General features: G+C 70.0%; 19 protein-coding genes. 14 read left to right on the top strand and 5 right to left on the bottom strand.

Annotation, left to right across the window (positions count from 1 at the left end; all coding sequences use genetic code 11):
• Positions 1–17 precede the first annotated feature (17 nt).
• Positions 18–527 carry a biotin/lipoyl-containing protein gene (locus KGD87_RS32490; protein ID WP_176411275.1) on the top strand — a complete coding sequence of 170 codons (510 nt, stop codon included), beginning with the start codon at positions 18–20 and terminating at the stop codon, positions 525–527.
• 4 nt (positions 528–531) lie between these two features.
• Positions 532–1047 carry a YfbM family protein gene (locus tag KGD87_RS32485; RefSeq protein WP_176419686.1) on the top strand — a complete coding sequence of 172 codons (516 nt, stop codon included), beginning with the start codon at positions 532–534 and terminating at the stop codon, positions 1045–1047.
• Between the two features lie 18 nt (positions 1048–1065).
• On the opposite strand, the gene KGD87_RS32480 is transcribed toward KGD87_RS32485, so the two are convergent.
• A complete protein-coding gene (locus KGD87_RS32480; protein WP_284664824.1) occupies positions 1066–1842 on the bottom strand; it encodes a TSUP family transporter in 777 nt (258 codons plus the stop codon).
• 134 nt (positions 1843–1976) lie between these two features.
• Between KGD87_RS32480 and KGD87_RS32475 the strand changes: the two genes are divergently transcribed.
• The 3 genes from KGD87_RS32475 to yhbY all read left to right on the top strand — a co-directional run bounded on the left by KGD87_RS32475 (position 1977) and on the right by yhbY (position 5798).
• Positions 1977–2789 carry a hypothetical protein gene (locus KGD87_RS32475; protein WP_284664823.1) on the top strand — a complete coding sequence of 271 codons (813 nt, stop codon included), beginning with the start codon at positions 1977–1979 and terminating at the stop codon, positions 2787–2789.
• 99 nt (positions 2790–2888) lie between these two features.
• A complete protein-coding gene (locus KGD87_RS32470) occupies positions 2889–5465 on the top strand; it encodes a DnaJ domain-containing protein (protein WP_284664822.1) in 2577 nt (858 codons plus the stop codon).
• A 42-nt stretch (positions 5466–5507) separates the two neighbouring features.
• Complete coding sequence (gene yhbY, locus KGD87_RS32465; protein ID WP_284664821.1) at positions 5508–5798, top strand: ribosome assembly RNA-binding protein YhbY; 291 nt, start codon at positions 5508–5510, stop codon at positions 5796–5798.
• Positions 5799–5850: 52 nt separating this feature from the next.
• Here yhbY and KGD87_RS32460 read toward each other — a convergent pair whose 3' ends face one another.
• Positions 5851–7161, bottom strand: a complete 1311-nt coding sequence (locus KGD87_RS32460; RefSeq protein ID WP_284664820.1) for a neutral/alkaline non-lysosomal ceramidase N-terminal domain-containing protein — start codon at positions 7159–7161, stop codon at positions 5851–5853.
• Positions 7162–7305: 144 nt separating this feature from the next.
• On the opposite strand from KGD87_RS32460, the gene purF reads away from it, so the two are divergent.
• Complete coding sequence (gene purF, locus KGD87_RS32455) at positions 7306–8694, top strand: amidophosphoribosyltransferase (protein WP_284664819.1); 1389 nt, start codon at positions 7306–7308, stop codon at positions 8692–8694.
• Between the two features lie 64 nt (positions 8695–8758).
• Here purF and KGD87_RS32450 read toward each other — a convergent pair whose 3' ends face one another.
• Positions 8759–9742, bottom strand: a complete 984-nt coding sequence (locus KGD87_RS32450; protein WP_284664818.1) for an RluA family pseudouridine synthase — start codon at positions 9740–9742, stop codon at positions 8759–8761.
• Positions 9743–9843: 101 nt separating this feature from the next.
• Complete coding sequence (gene wecB / locus KGD87_RS32445; protein WP_284664817.1) at positions 9844–10974, bottom strand: non-hydrolyzing UDP-N-acetylglucosamine 2-epimerase; 1131 nt, start codon at positions 10972–10974, stop codon at positions 9844–9846.
• 107 nt (positions 10975–11081) lie between these two features.
• Between wecB and kdsB the strand changes: the two genes are divergently transcribed.
• Entirely contained in the window at positions 11082–11822 is a 741-nt protein-coding gene (gene kdsB, locus KGD87_RS32440) for a 3-deoxy-manno-octulosonate cytidylyltransferase (protein ID WP_284664816.1), read from the top strand.
• Between the two features lie 2 nt (positions 11823–11824).
• Positions 11825–12682: a hypothetical protein gene (locus tag KGD87_RS32435; RefSeq protein WP_284664815.1), complete on the top strand. Its 858-nt coding sequence runs from the start codon at positions 11825–11827 to the stop codon at positions 12680–12682.
• Here the strand turns inward: KGD87_RS32435 and KGD87_RS32430 are convergent.
• Complete coding sequence (locus tag KGD87_RS32430) at positions 12675–13523, bottom strand: aldo/keto reductase (protein ID WP_284664814.1); 849 nt, start codon at positions 13521–13523, stop codon at positions 12675–12677. The two genes, KGD87_RS32435 and KGD87_RS32430, sit on opposite strands and share 8 nt — an antisense overlap.
• Positions 13524–13632: 109 nt before the next feature.
• Here KGD87_RS32430 and KGD87_RS32425 point away from each other — a divergent pair, with 109 nt between their 5' ends.
• From KGD87_RS32425 to KGD87_RS32400, 6 genes are all read left to right on the top strand, one after another.
• A complete protein-coding gene (locus KGD87_RS32425) occupies positions 13633–15399 on the top strand; it encodes an ABC transporter ATP-binding protein (protein ID WP_284664813.1) in 1767 nt (588 codons plus the stop codon).
• 307 nt (positions 15400–15706) lie between these two features.
• Positions 15707–15940, top strand: a complete 234-nt coding sequence (locus KGD87_RS32420) for a hypothetical protein (RefSeq protein ID WP_013935727.1) — start codon at positions 15707–15709, stop codon at positions 15938–15940.
• An 84-nt stretch (positions 15941–16024) separates the two neighbouring features.
• On the top strand, positions 16025–17665 hold the full coding sequence (pyrG, locus tag KGD87_RS32415) for a CTP synthase (RefSeq protein WP_284664812.1): 1641 nt from the start codon (positions 16025–16027) through the stop codon (positions 17663–17665).
• Positions 17662–18498 (top strand): 3-deoxy-8-phosphooctulonate synthase, encoded by an 837-nt coding sequence (gene kdsA, locus KGD87_RS32410; RefSeq protein ID WP_284664811.1) that lies wholly within the window; start codon positions 17662–17664, stop codon positions 18496–18498. The genes pyrG and kdsA overlap by 4 nt, the downstream gene beginning before the upstream one ends.
• A 31-nt stretch (positions 18499–18529) precedes the next feature.
• Positions 18530–19105, top strand: coding sequence for a KdsC family phosphatase (locus tag KGD87_RS32405; protein WP_284664810.1), 576 nt, complete (start codon positions 18530–18532; stop codon positions 19103–19105).
• A gap of 40 nt (positions 19106–19145) precedes the next feature.
• Positions 19146–19766, top strand: coding sequence for a response regulator (locus tag KGD87_RS32400; RefSeq protein WP_141255404.1), 621 nt, complete (start codon positions 19146–19148; stop codon positions 19764–19766).
• The last annotated feature ends 31 nt before the right edge of the window (positions 19767–19797 follow it).

The raw sequence follows: 19797 nt of genomic DNA, 5'->3' as shown, positions 1-19797 counted from the left end.
AGCTCGGAAGGACTTCCATGCGTTACTTCACGAAGCAGCAGGGCCAGAAGGAAGCGGTTCCGGTGGACCTGGAGCCCCTGGGGAACGACCAGTACAAAATCACCGTGGGCGCCACCACGTACCAGGTGGACGCGCTGGCGCTGGAGCACGGCACGCTGTCCATGCTGGTGGACGGCCAGTCGTACAGCGTCGAGTTCGAGGAGAACGGCGACGAGCTCGGCGTGCTCCTGCGCGGCCAGGTGAACCGCATCGACGTGGCGGATGAGCGCCGGCTGCGGCTGCGCGCGGCCAACGCGGCCTTCTCCGTTGAAGGCAAGCAACTGGTCACCGCGCCCATGCCCGGCAAGGTGGTGAAGGTGCTGGTGAAGGTGGGCGACGAGGTGACGGAGGGCCAGGGGCTCGTGGTGGTGGAGGCCATGAAGATGGAGAACGAGCTCAAGAGCCCCAAGGCGGGCAAGGTGACGGAGCTGTTCGCCAAGGAAGGCACCGCCGTGGAGAACAACGCCAAGCTGGTGGTGGTGGAATAGCTCCATGGAGATGCTCTGCACCCTGCGCAGCGCCACCGAGCCCCAGCGCGTCGCCCTGCTCCAGTTCCCTGAACGGCTGGAGGACTTCGTCGACGATGACGAGGACTTCGGTGACCCGAAGGGCTCGGCGTTCCTGGAGCTGGACATCGGCGAGGCGTGGCACGGCCTCCAGTACCTGCTGACCGGAACGCCGTGGGAAGGCAGCGCGCCGCTGGACTTCCTGGTGCGTGGCGGCGAGGACGTGGGCGACATCCCCTCCGAGGAAGGCACCGCGCGCGTCTTCACCCCGGCCGAAGTCCAGGCCCTGGCCACGGCGCTCCAGCAGGTGACGGAGAAGACGCTGCGCGCGCGCTACGACGCGTCCGCCATGCAGGCCCAGGACATCTACCCCGGGACGTGGGACGAGCCCGAGGCCGAGGTGGACCCTCTGGAGGAGCTGCTCTCCTACTTCGAGGAGCTCCAGAAGTTCATGGCCACCGTGGCGAAGCGCCGTGAGGCGCTGCTGGTGCACATCGGCTGACGGCGGGTGACGGGCTGCTCAGGCCGTCACCACGTCGTGCCCCAGCTTGAGCACCAGGGCCAGCACCACGCCCAGCACCACCTTGCGCACCAGCGTGTCGCCGCCCTTCACGGCCAGGTGCGCGCCCAGCCAGGCGCCCGCGAACTGGGCGCCGGCCATGGGCAGCGCCACCTTCCACAGCACCAGGCCCTTGAGGGCGAACAGCGCGACGGAGGCGAGGTTGGAGGCGAAGTTCACCACCTTCGCGTCCGCGGACGCGCGCGCCAGGCCGTGTCCCAGCAGGGACGAGAAGGCCACGATGAGGAACGTCCCCGTCCCCGGTCCGAAGAAGCCGTCATAGGTGCCGATGGCCAGCGCGATGAGCGCGCCAATGGCCCGTGCGCGCGCGGGCGGCCCGGGCTCCGGCGCATCCCCTGGACGCGGCGACTTGCGGAAGGCGAGGAACACCGCCACCGCGATGAGCAGCACCAGCACCAGCGGCTTGAGCACCTCCGGCTTCACCAGCAGCACCAGCGCCGCGCCCGCGAAGGCCCCACCCAGACCGAAGGGGAACGTCACCCGCGCCAGGCGCTTATCCACCAGCCCCGCGCGGGAGAAGCGCACCAGCGCGGCGAACGCGCCGAAGACGGACTGCCCCTTGTTGGTGCCCAGCGCCACGTGGGGCGGAAGGCCCGCGGCCAGCAGCGCGGGGAGGGAGATGAGTCCGCCGCCTCCCGCGATGGCATCCACCATGCCGGCAATCAGCGCGGCGAGGCACAGCAGGATGAGGTGCAGCGCACTGACGTCCACGTCCACCGGGTGAGCCTCCTCGCGGGCGGCGCCTGGGTACCACGGGCCCGGCCCGCCGCCCATGACCGCCCGCTTCTTGCGTCACCGCGCACCTTGGGCGTCAATGACGGAGCGACTTTGCTCCCCCCGCCGAGGTCCCCGTGCTCGCTTCCTTCCTCACCGTGCTGGCGCTCACCCTGGGCTCGGTTCCGCTTCCGCAGGACCCGTCCAAGCCGACGTGCCGCGCCATCGACGGCAAGGTGTCCTGCGGCTATGGGTGCAAGTCGGACGGACAGCGGGTGCGTTGCGCGCAGACGCCCCAGGGCCACTGCCAGGTGATTGACGGGCAGGCGGTCTGCTTCGACCCGCCGGCCTACGTGCAGAAGGCCTATGGCGCGGCGCTGCCGAAGCCGGAGTGTGAGAGCATCGATGGGGTGGTGGCGTGTGGCTACAACTGCGCGACGCAGCCCGGCCGGGTGAAGTGCGCGCAGTCCCCCGCGGGCGTCTGCCGGGGCCGGGGTGGCGAGGTGGAGTGCTTCGACCCGCCCGCCGTGGTGTTCGCCGTGTACGGCAAGGACACGCCCACCGCCCAGTGCCACAGCAACGCCATGGAGCTCACGTGTGGCTATGGCTGCATCAACGCCTCGGAGGGGGTGCGCTGCGCCCGGACGCCCGCGGGCGTGTGCAAGCTGGCCGGCGGCAACCTCCACTGCTTCGACCCCTCCCCCGCCGCTCTGTGCGCCTGGAAGCGCGAGCTGCCCGCGCCGCAGTGCAAGAACACCGAGGCGGGCCCGGTGTGTGGGTACAACTGCACCAGCGCCTTCTCGAAGTCGGCCTGTGCGTCCACCCCGGACGGGCTGTGCAAGGTCTTCGACAGCGAGGTGTACTGCTTCGACCCGCCCGTTGAACAGAAAGCGGACGCGGCGTGTCTGGCGGCGCTCGGGCTCGCGGCGCTGGATGGCGCGGCGCCCTGAGTCGAAGTAAGGGGCTCGCGCTCCGGCGCTCTGCTTTGATGCGGCGGAGGACAGCGGTAGGGTTCGCTTTTCTCGCAGGACGAAGGAGCAAGGCCGCGCATGGCGGAGGGTGAGGTCCGGCAGTACTGGGTCCGCAACGACAGGGGCACCATGTGGGGGCCCCTCACCCTGCCGACCATTGAACTGCTCATCGAAAGCGGCTCCATCCAGGGCCGGCTCCAGATGTCCGAGGACGGGCTCAACTTCGCCTTTCCCTGGCGCTTCCCGGAAGCGCGCGACGTCGTCCCCCGCGAGCTGTGGGGCCCGGGCGCGCCGGCAGCCTCCGCCGCGGAGCAGGCCGCTCCCGTGGGTGTGGTACCCGGAGCGCCCGGCGTGGCGGGTCCAGGTGTCCGGCCCGTAGCGGGCCCCGGTGTCGCGCCGAGCGCGGGTCCCGGTGTCCGGCCCGCGGCAGGCCCCGGTGTCGCGCCGAGCGCGGGTCCGGGTGCGGCGCCCATCGCGGGACCCGGTGTCCGGCCCGTAGCGGGCCCTGGCGCGGGACCCGGTGTCCGGCCCGTGGCGGGCCCCGGTACCGCCCCCATGGCGGGTCCCGGCGCTCGGACTCCTGTGGACCCCGCGCGGCGTCCCGTGGCGCCCGCCCCGCAGGCCCGTGTTCCCGGCGCGGGGCCACCGCCGCCCGGCGCGGGAACCACGCGTCCGTCGAGCGCTCCCCCTGCGTCCGCGCCCGCCCCCATGGCAGTGCCCGCGGTGGAGGGCGATGACGCCGCACCGGAGATTCCGGCGCTCGGCCAGCTCGAGCAGCTCTCCCCCATCCGCCTGTATGGCCGCATCGCCGCGCGGGAGCAGACGGGGCTGCTGTCACTGACGCTGGCCGACCGCGTCGTCCAGATTCACTTCCGCAAGGGCAACCCAGAGTTCGTCGACTCGTCCCATCCGGAAGAGGCGCTCGGGCCATCGCTGGTCGCGGCGCGGCTGCTCACGCCCGAGCAGCTTCAGCAGGCCGAGCCCGCGCTGGAGCGCTTCGGCGGAGACCTGCTCACCGCGCTCTTCGGCCTGGGCCTGCTCCAGCCGGCCACCGCCTTCGCCATCCTGGCGCAGCGCGCGGGCGGCATCCTGTCCAGGGGCCTGCGGGCTGAAGCCGGGACGTTCATCTTCGAGCTGAAGGACCTGCCCTCGCACAAGGCGATGCCGCTGGGCCACCGCTGGGCGGTGCTGAGCGACACGGTGCGCCGGATTCCTTCCGCGGACCTCAAGCGCCGGCTGACCCCGGTGCTTCAGCTTCCCATCATGAAGTCCGGTGGCGTCGTGGCCGCGAACGAGCTGCGCCTCACGCCGCACGAGGTCCGCGCGTTCACGGTCATCGACGGCGTGCGCTCGGTCGCGCAGTTGCTGGCGGACTTCGCGCAGGACTCGGACCACCTGCTGCGGCTCGCGTTCCTGCTCAGGGAGTTGGACGCGGTGTCTTTCGCCGGCCAGGCCAGGACGGCGCAGGACGTGGGCCCACGAGCGCCCGGTGCCGGAGGTGCCCAGCCCTTCCCGGGTGCGCATGCGGCGAATGTCGCCGTGGGCCAGCAAGCCGCGGGTGCGCAGCGTCCCGCCGGAGCCGCTCCGAACGTCGCGGGACGTCCGCAGCCCGCGAGCGCCACGCACGCGAACGCCTCCGCGCAACAGCGTCCCGCTGGAGCCGCTCCGAATGTCGCGGGAGGTCCGCAGCCCGCCGGGGGGGCGCAAGCCGCTGGCGCCGTGCCCCAACGACCCGTGGCAGGAGCAACGCCCGCGGCAGGTCCGGGTGCCCCACGTCCAGCGGGCACGGCCCCAACCGCCGGCCCCGGTGCCACCGCCCCACGTCCGGCAGGCACCGCGCCAACCGCCGGCCCCGGCACCACCGCCGCGCGTCCCCCAGTCGCCGGGCCCGGCGCCCAGCCTCGTCCGCCGCCGTCCCTGTCCGCACAGGGCGCGCAGCGTCCCGCCGCTGCGACGCCCGCGAATGCACCGGGCGCTGAAGAGATTCCCGCCCTGCGCCAGCTCACGATGGCGATGAAGCAGCAGAACCACTTCCAGCGGCTCGGGCTGACGGAGCAGACGAACGCCAGCGCGGTGAAGATTGCGTACTTCCGGTTGGCCAAGCTGTACCACCCGGACACGCTTCCGCAGGGGGCGCCGCCGGAGCTGGAGAAGCTGAAGGCGGAGGTCTTCGCGTATATCGGCGACGCCTACCGCACCCTCTCCGACGACAACAGCCGCGCCAGCTACATCGAGGAACTCAAGAGCGGCGGCAGCGGAGACGGGGTGGACATCAACGGCATCCTCATGGCGGAGGAGCTGTTCCAGAAGTCCTGCATCCTGGTGAAGGCGCGCAAGTTCCCGGACGCCGTGAAGATGCTGGACGAGGCCATCAAGCTGAACCCGGAGGAAGCGGAGTTCTACGCGTGGCGTGGCTACGCGCGCTTCTTCACGGCGGCGGACAAGAAGGCCGCCCAGCCCGAGGCCTTCCGGGAAATCCAGAACGCCATCAAACGCAACGAGCGCTGCGCCCCCGCGCACTACTTCCTGGGCGTCATCGCCAAGCTGAGTGGTGACGTGCCGGGCTCGCTCAAGCACTTCAAGCGCACCGTGGAGCTGCAGCCGGACCACATCGACGCGCAGCGAGAAATCCGCATGGCGTCGCAGAAGAAGTAGGGTGCGCCCCCCTTACCCGAAATCACGAAGGAGAGACGGAACGTGCCGCTCACTGGGAAGCAACGCCGCCATCTGCGCGCGCTAGGACACCACCTGGAGCCGGTGGTCATCGTCGGTCAGGCCGGCGTCACCGAAGGTGTCATCGCCGCCATCGAGCAGGCGCTGCAGGACCACGAGCTCATCAAGGTGAAGATCAACGAGGGCCCGGAGACGCGCCAGGAAGCCGCGGCGCGCATCGCCGAGGGCGCCCAGGCGGAGCTCGCGCAGCTGCTGGGCCGCACCGCGCTCGTGTTCAAGAAGCGCGAGAAGGACTCCAAGTTCGAGAAGTTCTAGCCAGCCTCAAGCCGGCCGCGCCGCGGAAAGTCCTCCTCGGCGCCCGGCCGCCTCACGGCGTGAAGCCCGCCGCCCCGGCCACGAGCTCCGCCGCCACGCTCAGCCGCTCCAGCAGCGCGGGCCCGAAGTACTGGCGCCTGGACTCACCCAGTCCCCCCTGCACGTTCGCCGCCGTCTCCACGTAGCCCACGTAGCCATCCGCCAGGCTCAGCACGCCCGTGGCACCGGTCCGCCGCAGCAGCTCCACCCCCGCGGCCACGCTGGGCTCACCCGGCACCGCCACCAGCTTCAGCGGCCCCACCACCAACGCGCCCACCTCCGCCAGCCGCGGCGCGGACTCACACAGCAGGTTGTCCCCCGCCGCCCGCGTCAGCGCCGGCACCAGCCGCGACGCGTCCGGACGTGGCATGGCCGCGTCGGCGCGCGCCAGGGACAGCCGCACCGTCTCCCCCACGAGGGACAACGGCGCATCGCCGGCCAGCTCCGCCAGTGCCCGCGCGAAGCCCGACACGCGCTCCAGCCCCTGCCCTTCCGAGTACGCCACCGTCGCATTGCCGCCCGCGCCCTGCAGCACCAGCGTCACGCCGCTTCCCTCCTCCTCGCGCAGCGCGCTGAGCCGGCCGGGGTAGTCCGGGTCCACGTAGGCGCGGTGACGCGGCACCATTGTCGGGTGCCCGGCGAAGAGCAGCAGCTCCGCCACCGGCCCCTCCTGCCCCCGGAACACGGCGCGCGTCAGGACGCCATCCGGTTTCGCGCCGCCACTGCGCGACACCACGAAGTCCTGCTTCCGCGCCTCGCCGACCTCCAGCGCCACAGGGGCGAGCGCCGCCGCCGCCTGGGCCAGTGCGTCCCCCGCCGCCGCGGTGATGACGTCCACCACGTCCTCCCGGTAGCGCCCGGTGCCGGACAACTGCGCCACCAGCCGCGTGTCATAGCCCCCCAGCGACGAATGCGTGTGCGTGGCCAGGACCAGCACGTCCTCCAGCCCCGAGGCCCGCGCGCGCTCACGCACCCGCGTGGCCAGCACGTCCGGAACCAGGAGCAGGTCCAACGACACCAGCCCCACCCGTGTGCCTCCCGCCTCCAGCACCACCGCGCGCGCGTAGAGCGGCACGTCGGCCTGGCCTGCCTCGGGCCGGGGTGGCGAGTAACCGGCCACCACCACCGGGAAAGGCGGCGCGAGCCCCACCTTCGCCGCACCCGCGCGCAGCGGCCCTTCACCATGGACCTGTGACACAAGGAGTGGCGCGCGCTCGGCCCAACTGCCACACCAGTTCCAGGACGCCAGCGAATACGCGGCGCCCACGGTGAGCAATACCAGGGGAAACAGGGAACGCCAGCGGGCCGCGCGCGAGGATGCCATGCGCGAGCCAGACTAACCGCTGGGCCTGGGCTTTGGGACGCCTGACTGCCCACATGAGACGACTCTGGCGTCGGGTGGAATACCCACCAGAGAGGCATGCGTTCCTGTTCCGCTCACCGCTTGAAAGGAGTAAGGCAGCGCGCCATGTGCGGCATCTTCGGAATCGTGGGGCACGCCGAGGCCTCCAACCTGACGTACCTGGGACTGCACGCTCTCCAGCACCGGGGGCAGGAGTCCGCGGGCATTGTCGCCTCTGACGGGATGGGGCTGCGCGCTCACCGGCAGTTGGGACTCGTCGCCGACATCTTCGACGCGCCGGTGCTCGCCACCCTGCCCGGGCAGGCGGCCATCGGCCATGTGCGCTACTCCACCGCGGGAGGCAGCGGGCTCAAGAATGCCCAGCCGCTCTTCGTGCAGTACGCGGGCGGGCAGTGCGCCATCGCGCACAACGGCAACCTGGTGAACGCGGCCGAGCTGAAGCAGCAGCTCGAGGCCGACGGCGCCATCTTCCAGTCGGACGCGGACACGGAGGTCATCCTGCACCTGCTGGCGCGCTCCAAGCAGGCGACCTTCGAGCAGAAGCTCGTGGAGGCGCTGCGCAAGGTGACGGGCGCCTACAGCCTCCTGGTGCTCACGGAGAACAAGCTTGTCGCGGTGAGGGACCCGCACGGCATCCGGCCGCTGGTGCTGGGACGAATGAAGGAAGGCGCCTACGTGCTGGCCAGCGAGTCGACCGCGCTGGACCTCATCGAGGCGGATATCGTGCGCGAGCTGGACGCGGGCGAGCTGCTCGTCATCGAGAACGGGCTGCTGCGCACCAGCAAGCCCTTCGCGGAGCCGCCGCGTCAGGCGCGCTGCATCTTCGAGCACGTGTACTTCGCGCGGCCGGACTCCACGCTGTTCGGCAGCAACGTGTACGAGGTGCGCAAGGAGATGGGCCGTCAGCTCGCGAAGGAGCAACCCGCGCCCTCCGCGGACCTGGTCATCGCGGTGCCGGACTCCGGCGTCCCGGCGGCCATCGGCTTCGCGCAGGCCAGCGGCATCCCCTACGACGTGGGCCTCATCCGCAGCCACTACGTGGGCCGCACCTTCATTGAACCGCAGCAGTCCATCCGCCACTTCGGCGTGAAGCTGAAGCTGTCCGCGGTGCGGCAGGTGCTCAAGGGCAAGCGCGTGGTGGTGGTGGACGACTCCATCGTCCGTGGCACCACGAGCCGCAAAATCGTGAAGATGATCAAAGCGGCGGGCGCGCTGGAGGTACACCTGCGCATCTCCTCGCCGCCCACGAAGTGGCCCTGCTACTACGGCATCGACACGCCGAGCCGCCAGGAGCTCATCGCCGCGACGCACAGCGTGGAGGAGATTGCCACGTACGTGACGGCGGACTCGCTCGGCTACATCTCCCAGGAAGGCCTGGGCCGCGCGGTAGGCGACCCGGAGCGCAGCAGCTTCTGCACCGCCTGCTTCTCCGGCAAGTACCTCATCGGCGACTTCGGCGAGCAGCGCTCCGAGCCCAGCAAGCTCACCGCCTGACTTCACCACCGGCTTCCCCCCTGGCCCCCTGCCCGCTTCAGTCCGGGCCGGGGGCCTTCGCGTTTCAGGCCGACAGGGGCCGGCCTTCGATGAAGTCCCTGAGGTCCGTGGGCAGGGGCGCCTCGAACACCACGTCCTGGCCAGAGCCCGGGTGTGGGAAGGCGATGCGCGCGGCGTGCAGCGCTTGACGGGGCAGGCGCAGCCGCGGCCATGCCTCGGGCTCCAGGCAGTGCTTGCTGAAGCGGTCGAAGTAGCCCGGGTCCGGCCCGTACATCTTGTCGCCCACGAGCGGGAAGCCCGCGTGGTGCAGGTGGATGCGAATCTGGTGCTGGCGCCCCGTCTCCGGGAAGCAGCGCAGCAGCGCGAAGGGCGCGCCGTCCCGCGTAAAGCGCTGGAGCACCTGGAAGCGCGTGCGGCTCTCCTTGCCCTCCACCGGGTCGATGCGCACGGCGATGCGGATGAGCTCGGTGCCCTCCGCGATGGGCGCATCCACGGTGAACGCGTCCTCGGGCGGGTGCCCCTCGCAGAGCGCCAAGTACTCCTTGTGCACGTCACGCGAGACGAACAGCCGCCCCAGCACCCGGCATGACGCCGTGGTGCGCCCGCAGACGACCAGCCCGCTGGTCTCCCGGTCCAACCGGTGCGCGGGCTCGGCGAAGCGCTCACCAAAGCGCTCTCGCAGCAGCGTGACGAGGGTGCCCTTGTGGTAGCGCGCCGTGGGGTGGATGGGCAGGCCCGCGGGCTTGTCCAGCACCAGCAGCCAGTCGTCCTGGAACACCACGGGCAACTCCGTGGGCGTGTCCGGCTCCTCGCTGGCGCGGCGGCGGATGCGGAAGGCCAGCCCCGGGTACACCGGCGTGGAGGGCTTCAGGCGCCGCTCCTCGCAGATGACGCCCCTCAGGATGACGCCCTGGAGCCGCTCCCGCGTCATCCGGCGGAGCTTCTCGCCCAGGTACGCATCCAGCCGCCACCCCGCGTAGTTCGGCTCGACGACGTAGCGGATGTCGACGTAGCCCTCCGGGGCTTCTTCCTGCGGTGCGCGGTGCATGGGCCTGCCACCGCTCTACCACGGCGGGCCCTCCTGCACAGGCGGAGACGGGCGAGCGGGCGGGCCCACGGAAGCGCCGGGTCCCCACCCGCCCATCGCCATCAGGCCGACGCCGCCTGAATCGGCTGGTCCTCGACGCCGAGGAAGCTCGCGAACAGGTCCGCGATGCGCTCGGCGGCGCGGCCGTCCCAGTACTCGGGAACGCGGCCCTGCTTGCCTTCACCGTCCAGCACGCGGTCCGCGGCCAGCCGGATGCGGACCGGGTCGGTGCCCACCACCTCGTTGGAGCCTTCCTCCACGGTGATGGGGCGCTCGGTCTGCTCGCGCAGGGTGAGGCACGGGATGCCCATGGCCGTCGTCTCCTCCTGGAGGCCGCCGGAGTCGGTGAGCACCAGGCGCGCCTTCGACGTGAGCGCCAGGAAGTCCAGGTAGCCCATGGGCTCCACGGGCCGCAGGTTCGGCGTGCGCTCGAACCACGTGTCCAGGCCCTGCTCCGAAATCACCTTCCGCGTGCGCGGGTGCACCGGGAAGATGACCGGCAGGCGCGTGGCGACGTGAGCCACCGCGGACAGGAGGCCGCCCAGCAGCTTGGGGTCGTCCACGTTGGAGGGCCGGTGCAGCGTGCACACCGCGTAGCCGTGGGGGATGAGCCCCAGGTCCTTGAGCAACGGCAGCTTGTCGGCCTTCTCGCGCGAGGCGAAGAGCGAGTCGATCATCACGTTGCCCACGAAGTGGATGCGGGCCGGGTCGGTGCCTTCCTTGCGCAGGTTGGCGTCCGCGTCACGTGACGGCGTCAGCAGCAGGTCCGACAGGCGGTCGGTGACGAGGCGGTTGATCTCCTCCGGTTGGTGTGGCGAGTAGCTCCGCAGCCCCGCTTCGACGTGCGCCAGGGGGATGCCCAGCTTCGACGTCACCAGCGCCGCGGCGATGGTGCTGTTCACGTCGCCCACCACGGAGACGAGCGCCGGAGGGTGGGCCAGGAAGACCTTTTCCAGTTCCACCATCATCCGCGCCGTCTGCTGCGCATGGCTGCCCGACCCGATGCCCAGATGGACGTCCGGGGCAGGCAGGCCGAGGTCGGAGAAGAACACGTCGCTCATCTTGGCGTCGTAGTGTTGCCCCGTGTGGACAAGGATTTGCTCCAGGGGAGTACGCTCGGCGATGGCGCGATAGATGGGCGCGACCTTCATGAAGTTCGGACGCGCCCCAACGATATGAATGACCTTCTTCATGTTGCGACCAAAGCTAGGCACTGGAGCCGCGCTGGCCAGTGTCCGATGATGCGAATGTCCAATCCCGGGGGCAGGCGTTCGTCGCGAACCTGATAGACGGAGGGGTCATGCAATCTTGCCGGACCGTTGCAGTCATTCCCGCCCGACATGCCAGCACGCGCTTCCCGGGCAAGCCGCTGGCGAACATCGCTGGCCGAACAATGATTGAGCACGTCTGGCGCCGCTGTCAGGAGGCCCAGGCCTTCGACGAGGTGTGGGTGGCCACCGATGACGACCGCATTCGCGCCGCGGTGGAGGGCTTCGGCGGCAAGGCGGTGATGACCAGCCCCGCCTGCGCCACGGGGACCGACCGGGTCGCCGAGGTGGCGCTCGGCCGTCCAGACATCGACATCTGGGTGAACGTCCAGGGAGACGAGCCCCTGGTGGACCCCGCCGCGCTCCAGCGGCTGGCGGGCCTCTTCCAGGACGCGTCCGTGCGGATGGGCACCCTGGTCCGCCCGCTCGAAGCGGACGAAGCCGCCAGCCCGCACGTGGTGAAGGCGGTGCTCGCCCTCAACGGCGACGCGCTCTACTTCAGCCGAAGCCTGGTGCCCCACACCCGCGAGCCGGGCACGCCCGTCCAGCGCTGGGGCCACATCGGCCTCTACGGCTACCGGCGCGACGTGCTGCTGTCGCTGGCGAAGCTGGCGCCCACGCCGCTGGAGGAGGCGGAGAAGCTGGAGCAGCTCCGCGCGCTGGAGCACGGCATCCCCATCCGCTGCGCGAAGGTTACCTCGCACACGGTGGCCGTCGACCTCCCCGGTGACGTGGAGAAGGTGGAGGCGCTCATGCGCGCGCGGGAGGGCTGACCATGGGCTTCCTCAAGAACGTCTTTGGCGGTGGCGAGGCGAAGGCGGACGCGGAGTCCCCCACCCCGGAAGCCGCCACCCAGGCGCCCACGGCGCCCCAGCCCGAAGCCGCCCCGAAACCACCCGCGCCTCCGAAACCCCAGCGCGCGCAAGAGACCCGCAAGCAGCAGCAGGAGGACGAGGACATGGAGGGCGTTCAGCGGCTGGTGTCGCGCAAGGTGGAGCGGGTGCTGGAGCAGTTGGGGACGCTCGCCACGCGGGCGCGCTCGGGCGAGGAGGTCCCCACCATCACCGTCACGCTCCACCTGGCGCACGGCCATTCGATGACGGGCGAGGTGGTGGACTACGTGCCCCGCGAATCGGTGCTGATGGCCCTGGGCAAGGAAGGGCTGCGCCGCTCGGAGTCGGTGGCCTACGTGGACCTGTCCACGGTGGTGGCGGTGGCGGTGGGCAACGCGGAGAAGCTGCTGGAGCTGACGCAGCTCGTGCGGCCCAACCCCACGCGGCAGGACGTGGTGACGCTGCTGGAGAAGCTGCCCCACGCCCTCACCGAGCAGTTCTGGCCGGGCGAGGCGTCCCTGGGCGGCAAGCCCCTGCGCTTCGAGGTGGACTGGGTGGGCCTGGATGACGAGCCGGGCCGCCGCGCGCTGGAGTCCGCCGTGAATGTCACCTGCCATGCCTTGCGCGCCCTGGCCCAGGAGCAGGGCCGTGAGGTGCTGCGCCGCATCACCTCCGTGCGCTTCCTCAGGGGCCGCGACACCCGCGCCGCCGTGGAAGGCGAAACGGGCACGGTGACGGTGGGCCCGGGTGAGCCCACCGTGTCCGCCTTCCGCAAGGCCTTCGCCGCCGGCATCAGATGACGGGCAGCGACGCCGGCTCGGCCCCCAGCGGGAAGGCCGCGTCGAGGAGGGCCCGCTCGTCGGCGGTCAGCGCCAGCGACGCGGCGGCGGCGTTGTCGCGCGCGTGGGCTTCCCGGCTCGCCTTGGGAATGGCGAACAGCGACGGCCCGCGCACCAGGAACCGGAGCGCCACCTGGTACGGCGTCACGCCGTGCGCGCGGGCAATGGCGCCCAGCACCCTCCCACCCCGGCTGTCGGGCCGGGGGAAGCGGCCGTTGCCGAAGGGGCTGTAGCCCACCACCGCCACGCCGTGGGCTTCGCACCAGGGCAGGACGGCGTGTTCGATGGCGCGCTCCTCCAGGTGGTAGAGCACCTGGTTGCAGGCGATACGCCCGGGCCCCGCGAGCGCGAGCGCCTCCTCCAGGTCCTCCACCCCGAAGTTGCTCACGCCCCAGGCGCGAATCTTTCCATCCGCCACCAGCTTCTCGAAGGCGCGCACCGTCTCCTCCAGCGGGTGTGGACCCGGCCAGTGCAGCAGGTAGCAGTCGAGGTGGTCCGTGCGCAGCCGCTTCAGGCTCCGCTCACAGGCGGCGAGCGTGCCCGCGTAGGAAGCGTTGGACGGCATCACCTTCGACACCAGGAAGACGTCGCCGCGCCGGCCCGCGATGGCCTCGGAGACGATGGACGCCTCCACCTTGCCGTGGCCGTACAGCTCAGCGGTGTCCACGTGTGTCATTCCCAGCTCCAACCCGGCGCGAAGGGCGCGGATGGCGCCTGCCCGGTCGTCCTCCTCCATCTGCCAGGTCCCCTGGCCCAGGACGGGCACGGACACCCGTGTGCTTCCGAATGGACGCTGCTCCATGGCACTCCCCCTGACTCGGCGTATGACTTGCTTCGAGAGGATTAATACCGCTTCAACGCACACGCAGGCAGCCGGTGCGCGGGTTGGACGCTCGCGTTAGTCTCCGCCGGTGTCTTCCCCCGTGAACGATTCGAAAAGCAGTGCCTCCCCTGGCGTCACCGTGGGGCGCCTGCTGAAGCTGGCGCGCCCGGAGCTGCTGCCACTGGCAGCGGGCACCTTCTTCCTCCTCATCAGCAGCGGGGCCACGCTGGCCTATCCCCGCGCCATTGGCGACCTGGTGGACCAGGCCCTCACCGCGCGCGACCGGTATGTGGTGGACCGGCTCGCGATGCTGATGCTCGCCGTGTTCACGGTGCAGGGCATCACCATGGCGCTGCGCATCTACCTCTTCACCAGCGCGGGCGAACGCGTGGTGTCGCGGCTGCGCAAGGACCTCTTCCGCGCCCTGCTGTCCCAGGAGGTGGGCTTCTTCGACTCGCGCCGCACGGGCGAGCTCACCAGCCGGCTCTCCTCGGACACCACCGTCCTGCAGACCACCGTCACGGCCAACGTGTCCATGATGCTGCGCTACGTCGTCACGGCCCTGGGCGGTGTGGGCTTGCTGCTCTACACGTCCGTCCAGCTCACGCTGGTGATGCTGGCCGTCATCCCGCCCGTGGCCATTGGCGGCGTGTTCTACGGGCGCCGGGTCCGGGTGATTTCCCGTCAGGCCCAGGACGCGCTCGCCGCCAGCGGCGAGGTGGCTGAAGAAGACCTGTCCGGCATCCGCACCGTGCGCTCCTTCGCCGCGGAGCGGCACGAGGTGGAGCGCTACAGCGTCGCCGTGGAGCGCTCCTTCACGCTGGCGAAGAAGCGCGCGCTCCAGACCTCCGTCTTCATGGGCGTGGCCTCCATCGCGGGGTATGGCTCCATCGCCGCGGTGCTCTGGTACGGCGGCCGGCTGGTGGTGGACGGCGGCCTCTCCGTGGGCGAGCTCACCTCGTTCCTCATCTACACCATGCTGGTGGCCTTCTCGTTCAGCGGCATCGCGGAGCTGTGGGCGGACTTCATGCGCGCCAGCGGCGCCGCCGAGCGCGTCTTCGAGCTGCTGGACCGCAAGCCCGCCATCGGCGCTGGCGGCGAGCAGCTGACCGACCTGCGCGGGCACGTCCAGTTCCGCGGCGTGCACTTCGCCTACCCCAGCCGTCCCGACGTGCCGGTGCTCCAGGGCCTGGATTTGGAGCTGCGGCCGGGCGAGGTGGTGGCGGTGGTGGGCCCCTCCGGCGCCGGCAAGTCCACGCTGGCCTCCCTGCTGTCGCGCTTCTACGACCCGCAGAGCGGCGAGGTGCTGCTGGACGGCCATCCGCTCACCGCCCTGGAGCCGGAGTGGCTGCGCCGCAACATCGGCATGGTGGCGCAGGAGCCCCAGCTCTTCTCCTGCTCCATCGCGGACAACATCCGCTATGGCCGGCCCGGCGCCACCGACGCCCAGGTGGCGGAGGCCGCCCGCGCCGCCAATGCCCACGCGTACATCGAGCGCTTTCCGGAAGGTTACGGCACCCAGGTGGGCGAGCGAGGCGTGCAGCTGTCCGGTGGCCAGAAGCAGCGGGTCGCCATTGCCCGGGCGGTGCTGAAGGACCCTCGCCTGCTCATCCTCGATGAGGCCACCAGCGCCCTGGACGCGGAGAGCGAGCACCTGGTGAAGGATGCGCTGGAGCGCCTGATGAAGGGCCGCACCACGCTCATCATCGCCCACCGCCTGTCCACCGTGGCCAACGCGGACCGGGTGCTGGTGCTCGACGGCGGCGTCGTCATCCAGAGCGGCACCCATGCGGCCCTCATGAGCCAGGAGGGCCTGTACCGGCGACTGGTGGAGCGGCAGTTTGTCGCAGCCTGAACGCCTGGTGCCCACACGGCTATCGCCACGCACCTGGCGACAGTGGCGCGCCTGTTGGCTCCCGGTTAAGTCTGGGGCTCCGAAAGGAGGTGATGCCTTGAACGACAGCAACTCCAAGGCGTCCACCTCCGCTTCGCTGGCCTGAGAAGGCGCCGAGGCGGTGGCAGACGCTGGCAGTTCCGGGCCCGTTTCCCGCGAGGGGGACGGGCCTTTTTACGGCGGCTCGGGAATGCCGGCCCCCCCCTCCTGTTCGGAGCGCGCCGGGGGGAGAGGCCGACCCAACACGTTTCATCCGGGAGTTTCCGCCGTGTCCATCACCCCATGCCCCAGCCCGCTGCCCACCGCCCTCCGGGACGAGGAGTCCGTGGACTCGCAGCGCAACCTCTTCTGCCCCAACTACGACGCCTGCCTGCACCTGGTGGTGAAGCGGGGCTGGGAGGGCTGGAGCTGCCGGAACTGCGATTTGCGCAAGTTTCGCGTCGGGCAGCCGACCGCCCAGGAGTTCGCGGTCGCCCGGCCGGGTGGTTGGGACGGCAACTGACGCCGCCCCTCGGTCCCCAGCGGGCGGCCGTCCACCGGAAACAGAATAATTGACGCATCCCTGCCTCAGTTGGCAGAACGGGACATGCGCTCCAAGAAAACCAAGTTCATCTTCGTGACGGGCGGAGTGGTCAGCTCCCTCGGCAAGGGCCTCGCCTCCGCTTCGATTGGCGCCCTGCTGGAGAACCGTGGGCTGGCCGTCACCCTCATCAAGCTGGACCCCTACATCAACGTGGATCCGGGCACGATGAGCCCGTTCCAGCATGGCGAGGTGTTCGTCACCGAGGACGGCGGTGAGACGGACATGGACCTCGGCCACTACGAGCGGTTCACCAACGCGCGGATGAGCCGGCTCAACAACTTCACGTCCGGCCGCATCTACCACGCCGTCATCATGAAGGAGCGGCGGGGCGAGTACCTGGGCAAGACGGTCCAGGTGATTCCGCACGTCACCGACGAAATCAAGTCCAGCATCCGCCAGGCGGCGCAGGACGCGGACGTCGTCATCGTCGAAGTCGGCGGCACCGTGGGCGACATCGAGTCGCTGCCCTTCCTCGAGGCCATCCGGCAGATGCGCTACGACGTGGGCAGTGAGAACGTCGTCTACGTCCACCTCACGCTCTTGCCGTACATCGGCGCGGCCGGCGAGGTGAAGACCAAGCCCACGCAGCACTCGGTGATGAAGCTGCGGGAGATTGGCATCCAGCCCGACTTCCTCGTGTGCCGCACCGACCGCGAGGTGTCCCGCGAGCTGAAGGACAAGATTGCCATGTTCTGCAACGTGGACACGCGCAGCGTCTTCACGTCGCCGGACGTGCGCAGCATCTACGAGCTGCCGCTGGAGCTGCACCGCCAGGGCCTGGACGAGCGGCTCGCGGAGGTCCTCAACATCTGGAGCCGGGCGCCGCACCTGGAGCGCTGGGAGAACATCATCCGCAAGGTGTACGAGCCCGCGCGCGGCCAGGTCCGCGTCGCGATTGTGGGCAAGTACGTCAACCTCACGGAGAGCTACAAGAGCCTCAACGAGGCGCTGCTGCACGGCGGCATCGCCAACGACGTGAAGGTGAACCTGCACTTCGTCGACAGCCAGGACGTCGAGGAGCAGGGCGCGGAGAAGATGCTGGCCGGCGTGGACGCCATCCTGGTGCCCGGCGGCTTCGGCGTGCGCGGCACCGAGGGCAAGATTGCCGCCGTGCGCTACGCGCGTGAGAAGAAGGTGCCCTTCTTCGGCATCTGCCTGGGCCTGCAGATGGCCGTGGTGGAGTTCAGCCGCGGCGTGCTGGGCCTGTCCGCCGCCAACAGCCTGGAGTTCAACGAGCACACGCCGCACCCGGTGGTGACGCTCATGGAGAGCCAGGTGAAGGTGCAGGACAAGGGCGGCACCATGCGCCTGGGCAGCTACGCCTGCGCGCTGAAGCCCGGCTCGCTCGCCCACCAGCTCTACGGGCAGGACACCATCCAGGAGCGCCACCGCCACCGCTACGAAGTGAACAACGCGTACCGTGGCAAGCTGCAGGAGGCGGGGCTGGTCATCTCCGGCGCCAACCCCGAGCTCAACCTGGTGGAGATGATTGAGCTGGCCGACCACCCCTACTTCGTCGGCTGCCAGTTCCACCCTGAATTCAAGAGCAAGCCCTTCGCACCCCACCCCCTCTTCTCCGGCTTCATCCGCGCGGCGCTCGCCCAGCGGGACGCGAACACGGCGGCCGGACAGGTGACCGCATGAGCACCCCCCACCCCATCGAGCTGTGTGGCTTCAAGGTCGGCCAGGGCCAGAAGCTGTTCGTCATCGCCGGCCCCGACAGCATCGAGTCCGAGGACATGGCCCTGCGCCATGCCCGCATGCTGAAGGAAATCACCAGCCGGCTCGGCGTCCCGTACGCCTTCAAGTGCTCCTACGACAAGGCCAACCGCACCAGCGGCAAGTCCTTCAGAGGCCCGGGTCTCAAGGAAGGCCTGAGAATCCTGAAGAGAATCCGGGATGAAGTGGGAGTTCCCGTCCTCACGGACGTCCATGAGACGAGCCACGTCGGGCCAGCCTCGGAAGTTGTGGATATCATCCAGATACCGGCCTTCCTGTGCCGGCAGACGGACCTGGTGGAAGCCGTGGCGCGGACTGGCAAGGGCGTCAATCTGAAGAAGGGGCAGTTCGTGGCGCCCAAGGACATCGTCCACTCGGCGCGCAAGGCCTTCGAGGCCGGCAACCCCAACGTGCTCGTCACCGAGCGCGGTTCGACCTTTGGCTACAACAACCTGGTGGTGGACATGCGCGGCTTCGCGCAGATGCGCGACGCCGGCCTCGCCGTGTGCTTCGACGCCACCCACTCCGTCCAGCTCCCCAGCGCCGGAAACGGCGAGACGGCGGGCGAGCGCCGCTTCGTGTCCCTGCTGGCCCGCTCCGCCGCGGCCGCCGGGATTGACGCGTTGTTCACGGAAGTCCACGAAGATCCGGATCGTGCCCTGTGTGACGGTCCCTGTTCGCTGAATCCACAGATGTTTGAAGACGTGGTACGAAACGTGCTGAGCATCCGCCGGGTGTTGGGACACGAGCCGGGTTGATGCGTCAGCAAGCAAGGGAGTCGAGCAAGCCATGGTGACGGACGCCCTTTCCAGACTGGGAACGGAAGAGCTGGCGTCCCGTGCCGCGCGCGTGCGGCTGCTCGTCTTCGACGTGGACGGGGTGCTCACCGACGGCGGCCTCTACTACGGCCAGGACGGCGAGCTGATGAAGCGCTTCGACGTCAAGGACGGCCATGCGCTCGTCATGGCCCGGCTGTCCGGGTTGCCCGCCGCCATCCTCACCGCCCGCACCTCCGGCATCGTCGCGAAGCGCGGGCAGGAGCTGGGCCTCGCGGCCGTGTTCCAGGGCCGCCGTGACAAGTCGGCCGCGCTCAAAGAGCTGCTCACTCAACTGGACGTGCCCCTGGACGCCTGCGCTTACATGGGTGACGACCACAACGACCTGGGCCCACTTTCAATGGTGGCTCTTTCCGCTTGTCCTGCGGATGCGGTCCCCGAGGTGCGCCGGGTGGCCCACTTCGTTACCCAGAGCCCTGGCGGCCGAGGCGCCGCTCGGGAGCTCGTGGAGCTGTGTCTCAAGGCCAGTGGCCGCTGGGACGACGCAGTGGGTCTGATGAGAGGCTCTGATAGGCGCGGTACTCAGTGAGGTTGAAGAAAACCCGTGTTCAAGGTAGGTGAATAGTTCCATGGGCAGCGGAATGATGCAGCAAGAGGGGAGTACGGCGATGACGGACCAGCTCTACACGACGCACGACATCAGTCGTTTGCTTCAGGTGGATCCGTCCACGGTGAGCAAGTGGATTGACCGTGGCATCCTGATGGCGTTCAGGACGCCGGGGGGCCACCGCCGCGTGCGGTCGGCGGACCTGCGCACGTTCCTCATCACCCATCAGATGCCGGTTCCAGAGGAGCTCGGCAGCGGCACGGTGCGCCTGCTCGCGGTGGATGACGAGCGCCCGGTGCTGGACGCCATCAAGCGCGCGTTCAAGCCGTTCGCGGCCCAGGTGGAGCTGCAGACGACGACGAGCGGCGTGGAGGCCCTGCTGCTCGTGTCCGAGCAGAAGCCACACGGCATGATCATCGACCTCAACATGCCGGACATCGACGGCCTGGAAGTCTGCCGCCGCATCCGCGCGCGCAAGCAGATGGAGGGCGTGCGGCTCATCACCATGACGTCCGCGCATACGCCCGAGGTCGTGGAGCAGTCCAAGCAGGCCGGCGCGCTGGCGTGCATGGCGAAGCCGCTGGACGTGCAGCAGGTGCTGGAGCTGTTCCGCGTTCCACTGGCGCTCAGCGCCAAGCGGTAGGACAGGCAGGGCTTCCGCCTTGCTCGCGGAA

The sequence above is a fragment of the Myxococcus sp. SDU36 genome, assembly GCF_030168875.1.
GTDB lineage: Bacteria > Myxococcota > Myxococcia > Myxococcales > Myxococcaceae > Myxococcus > Myxococcus vastator.
Note: the sequence above shows the minus strand (reverse complement) of the source record. Positions and strands in the feature narration are given on the sequence as shown.

Excerpts from the sequence above, each read along its gene's own strand:
- KGD87_RS32490 (WP_176411275.1), top strand. The coding sequence starts at position 18 with ATGCGTTACTTCACGAAGCAGCAGGGCCAGAAGGAAGCGGTTCCGGTG.
- KGD87_RS32430 (WP_284664814.1), bottom strand. The coding sequence starts at position 13,523 with ATGGAGCAGCGTCCATTCGGAAGCACACGGGTGTCCGTGCCCGTCCTG.
- KGD87_RS32485 (WP_176419686.1), top strand. The coding sequence starts at position 532 with ATGGAGATGCTCTGCACCCTGCGCAGCGCCACCGAGCCCCAGCGCGTC.
- KGD87_RS32400 (WP_141255404.1), top strand. The coding sequence starts at position 19,146 with ATGGGCAGCGGAATGATGCAGCAAGAGGGGAGTACGGCGATGACGGAC.
- kdsA (WP_284664811.1), top strand. The coding sequence starts at position 17,662 with ATGAGCACCCCCCACCCCATCGAGCTGTGTGGCTTCAAGGTCGGCCAG.
- KGD87_RS32405 (WP_284664810.1), top strand. The coding sequence starts at position 18,530 with ATGGTGACGGACGCCCTTTCCAGACTGGGAACGGAAGAGCTGGCGTCC.
- KGD87_RS32450 (WP_284664818.1), bottom strand. The coding sequence starts at position 9,742 with ATGCACCGCGCACCGCAGGAAGAAGCCCCGGAGGGCTACGTCGACATC.
- kdsB (WP_284664816.1), top strand. The coding sequence starts at position 11,082 with ATGCAATCTTGCCGGACCGTTGCAGTCATTCCCGCCCGACATGCCAGC.
- pyrG (WP_284664812.1), top strand. The coding sequence starts at position 16,025 with ATGCGCTCCAAGAAAACCAAGTTCATCTTCGTGACGGGCGGAGTGGTC.
- KGD87_RS32435 (WP_284664815.1), top strand. The coding sequence starts at position 11,825 with ATGGGCTTCCTCAAGAACGTCTTTGGCGGTGGCGAGGCGAAGGCGGAC.
- wecB (WP_284664817.1), bottom strand. The coding sequence starts at position 10,974 with ATGAAGAAGGTCATTCATATCGTTGGGGCGCGTCCGAACTTCATGAAG.
- KGD87_RS32460 (WP_284664820.1), bottom strand. The coding sequence starts at position 7,161 with ATGGCATCCTCGCGCGCGGCCCGCTGGCGTTCCCTGTTTCCCCTGGTA.
- KGD87_RS32470 (WP_284664822.1), top strand. The coding sequence starts at position 2,889 with ATGGCGGAGGGTGAGGTCCGGCAGTACTGGGTCCGCAACGACAGGGGC.
- purF (WP_284664819.1), top strand. The coding sequence starts at position 7,306 with ATGTGCGGCATCTTCGGAATCGTGGGGCACGCCGAGGCCTCCAACCTG.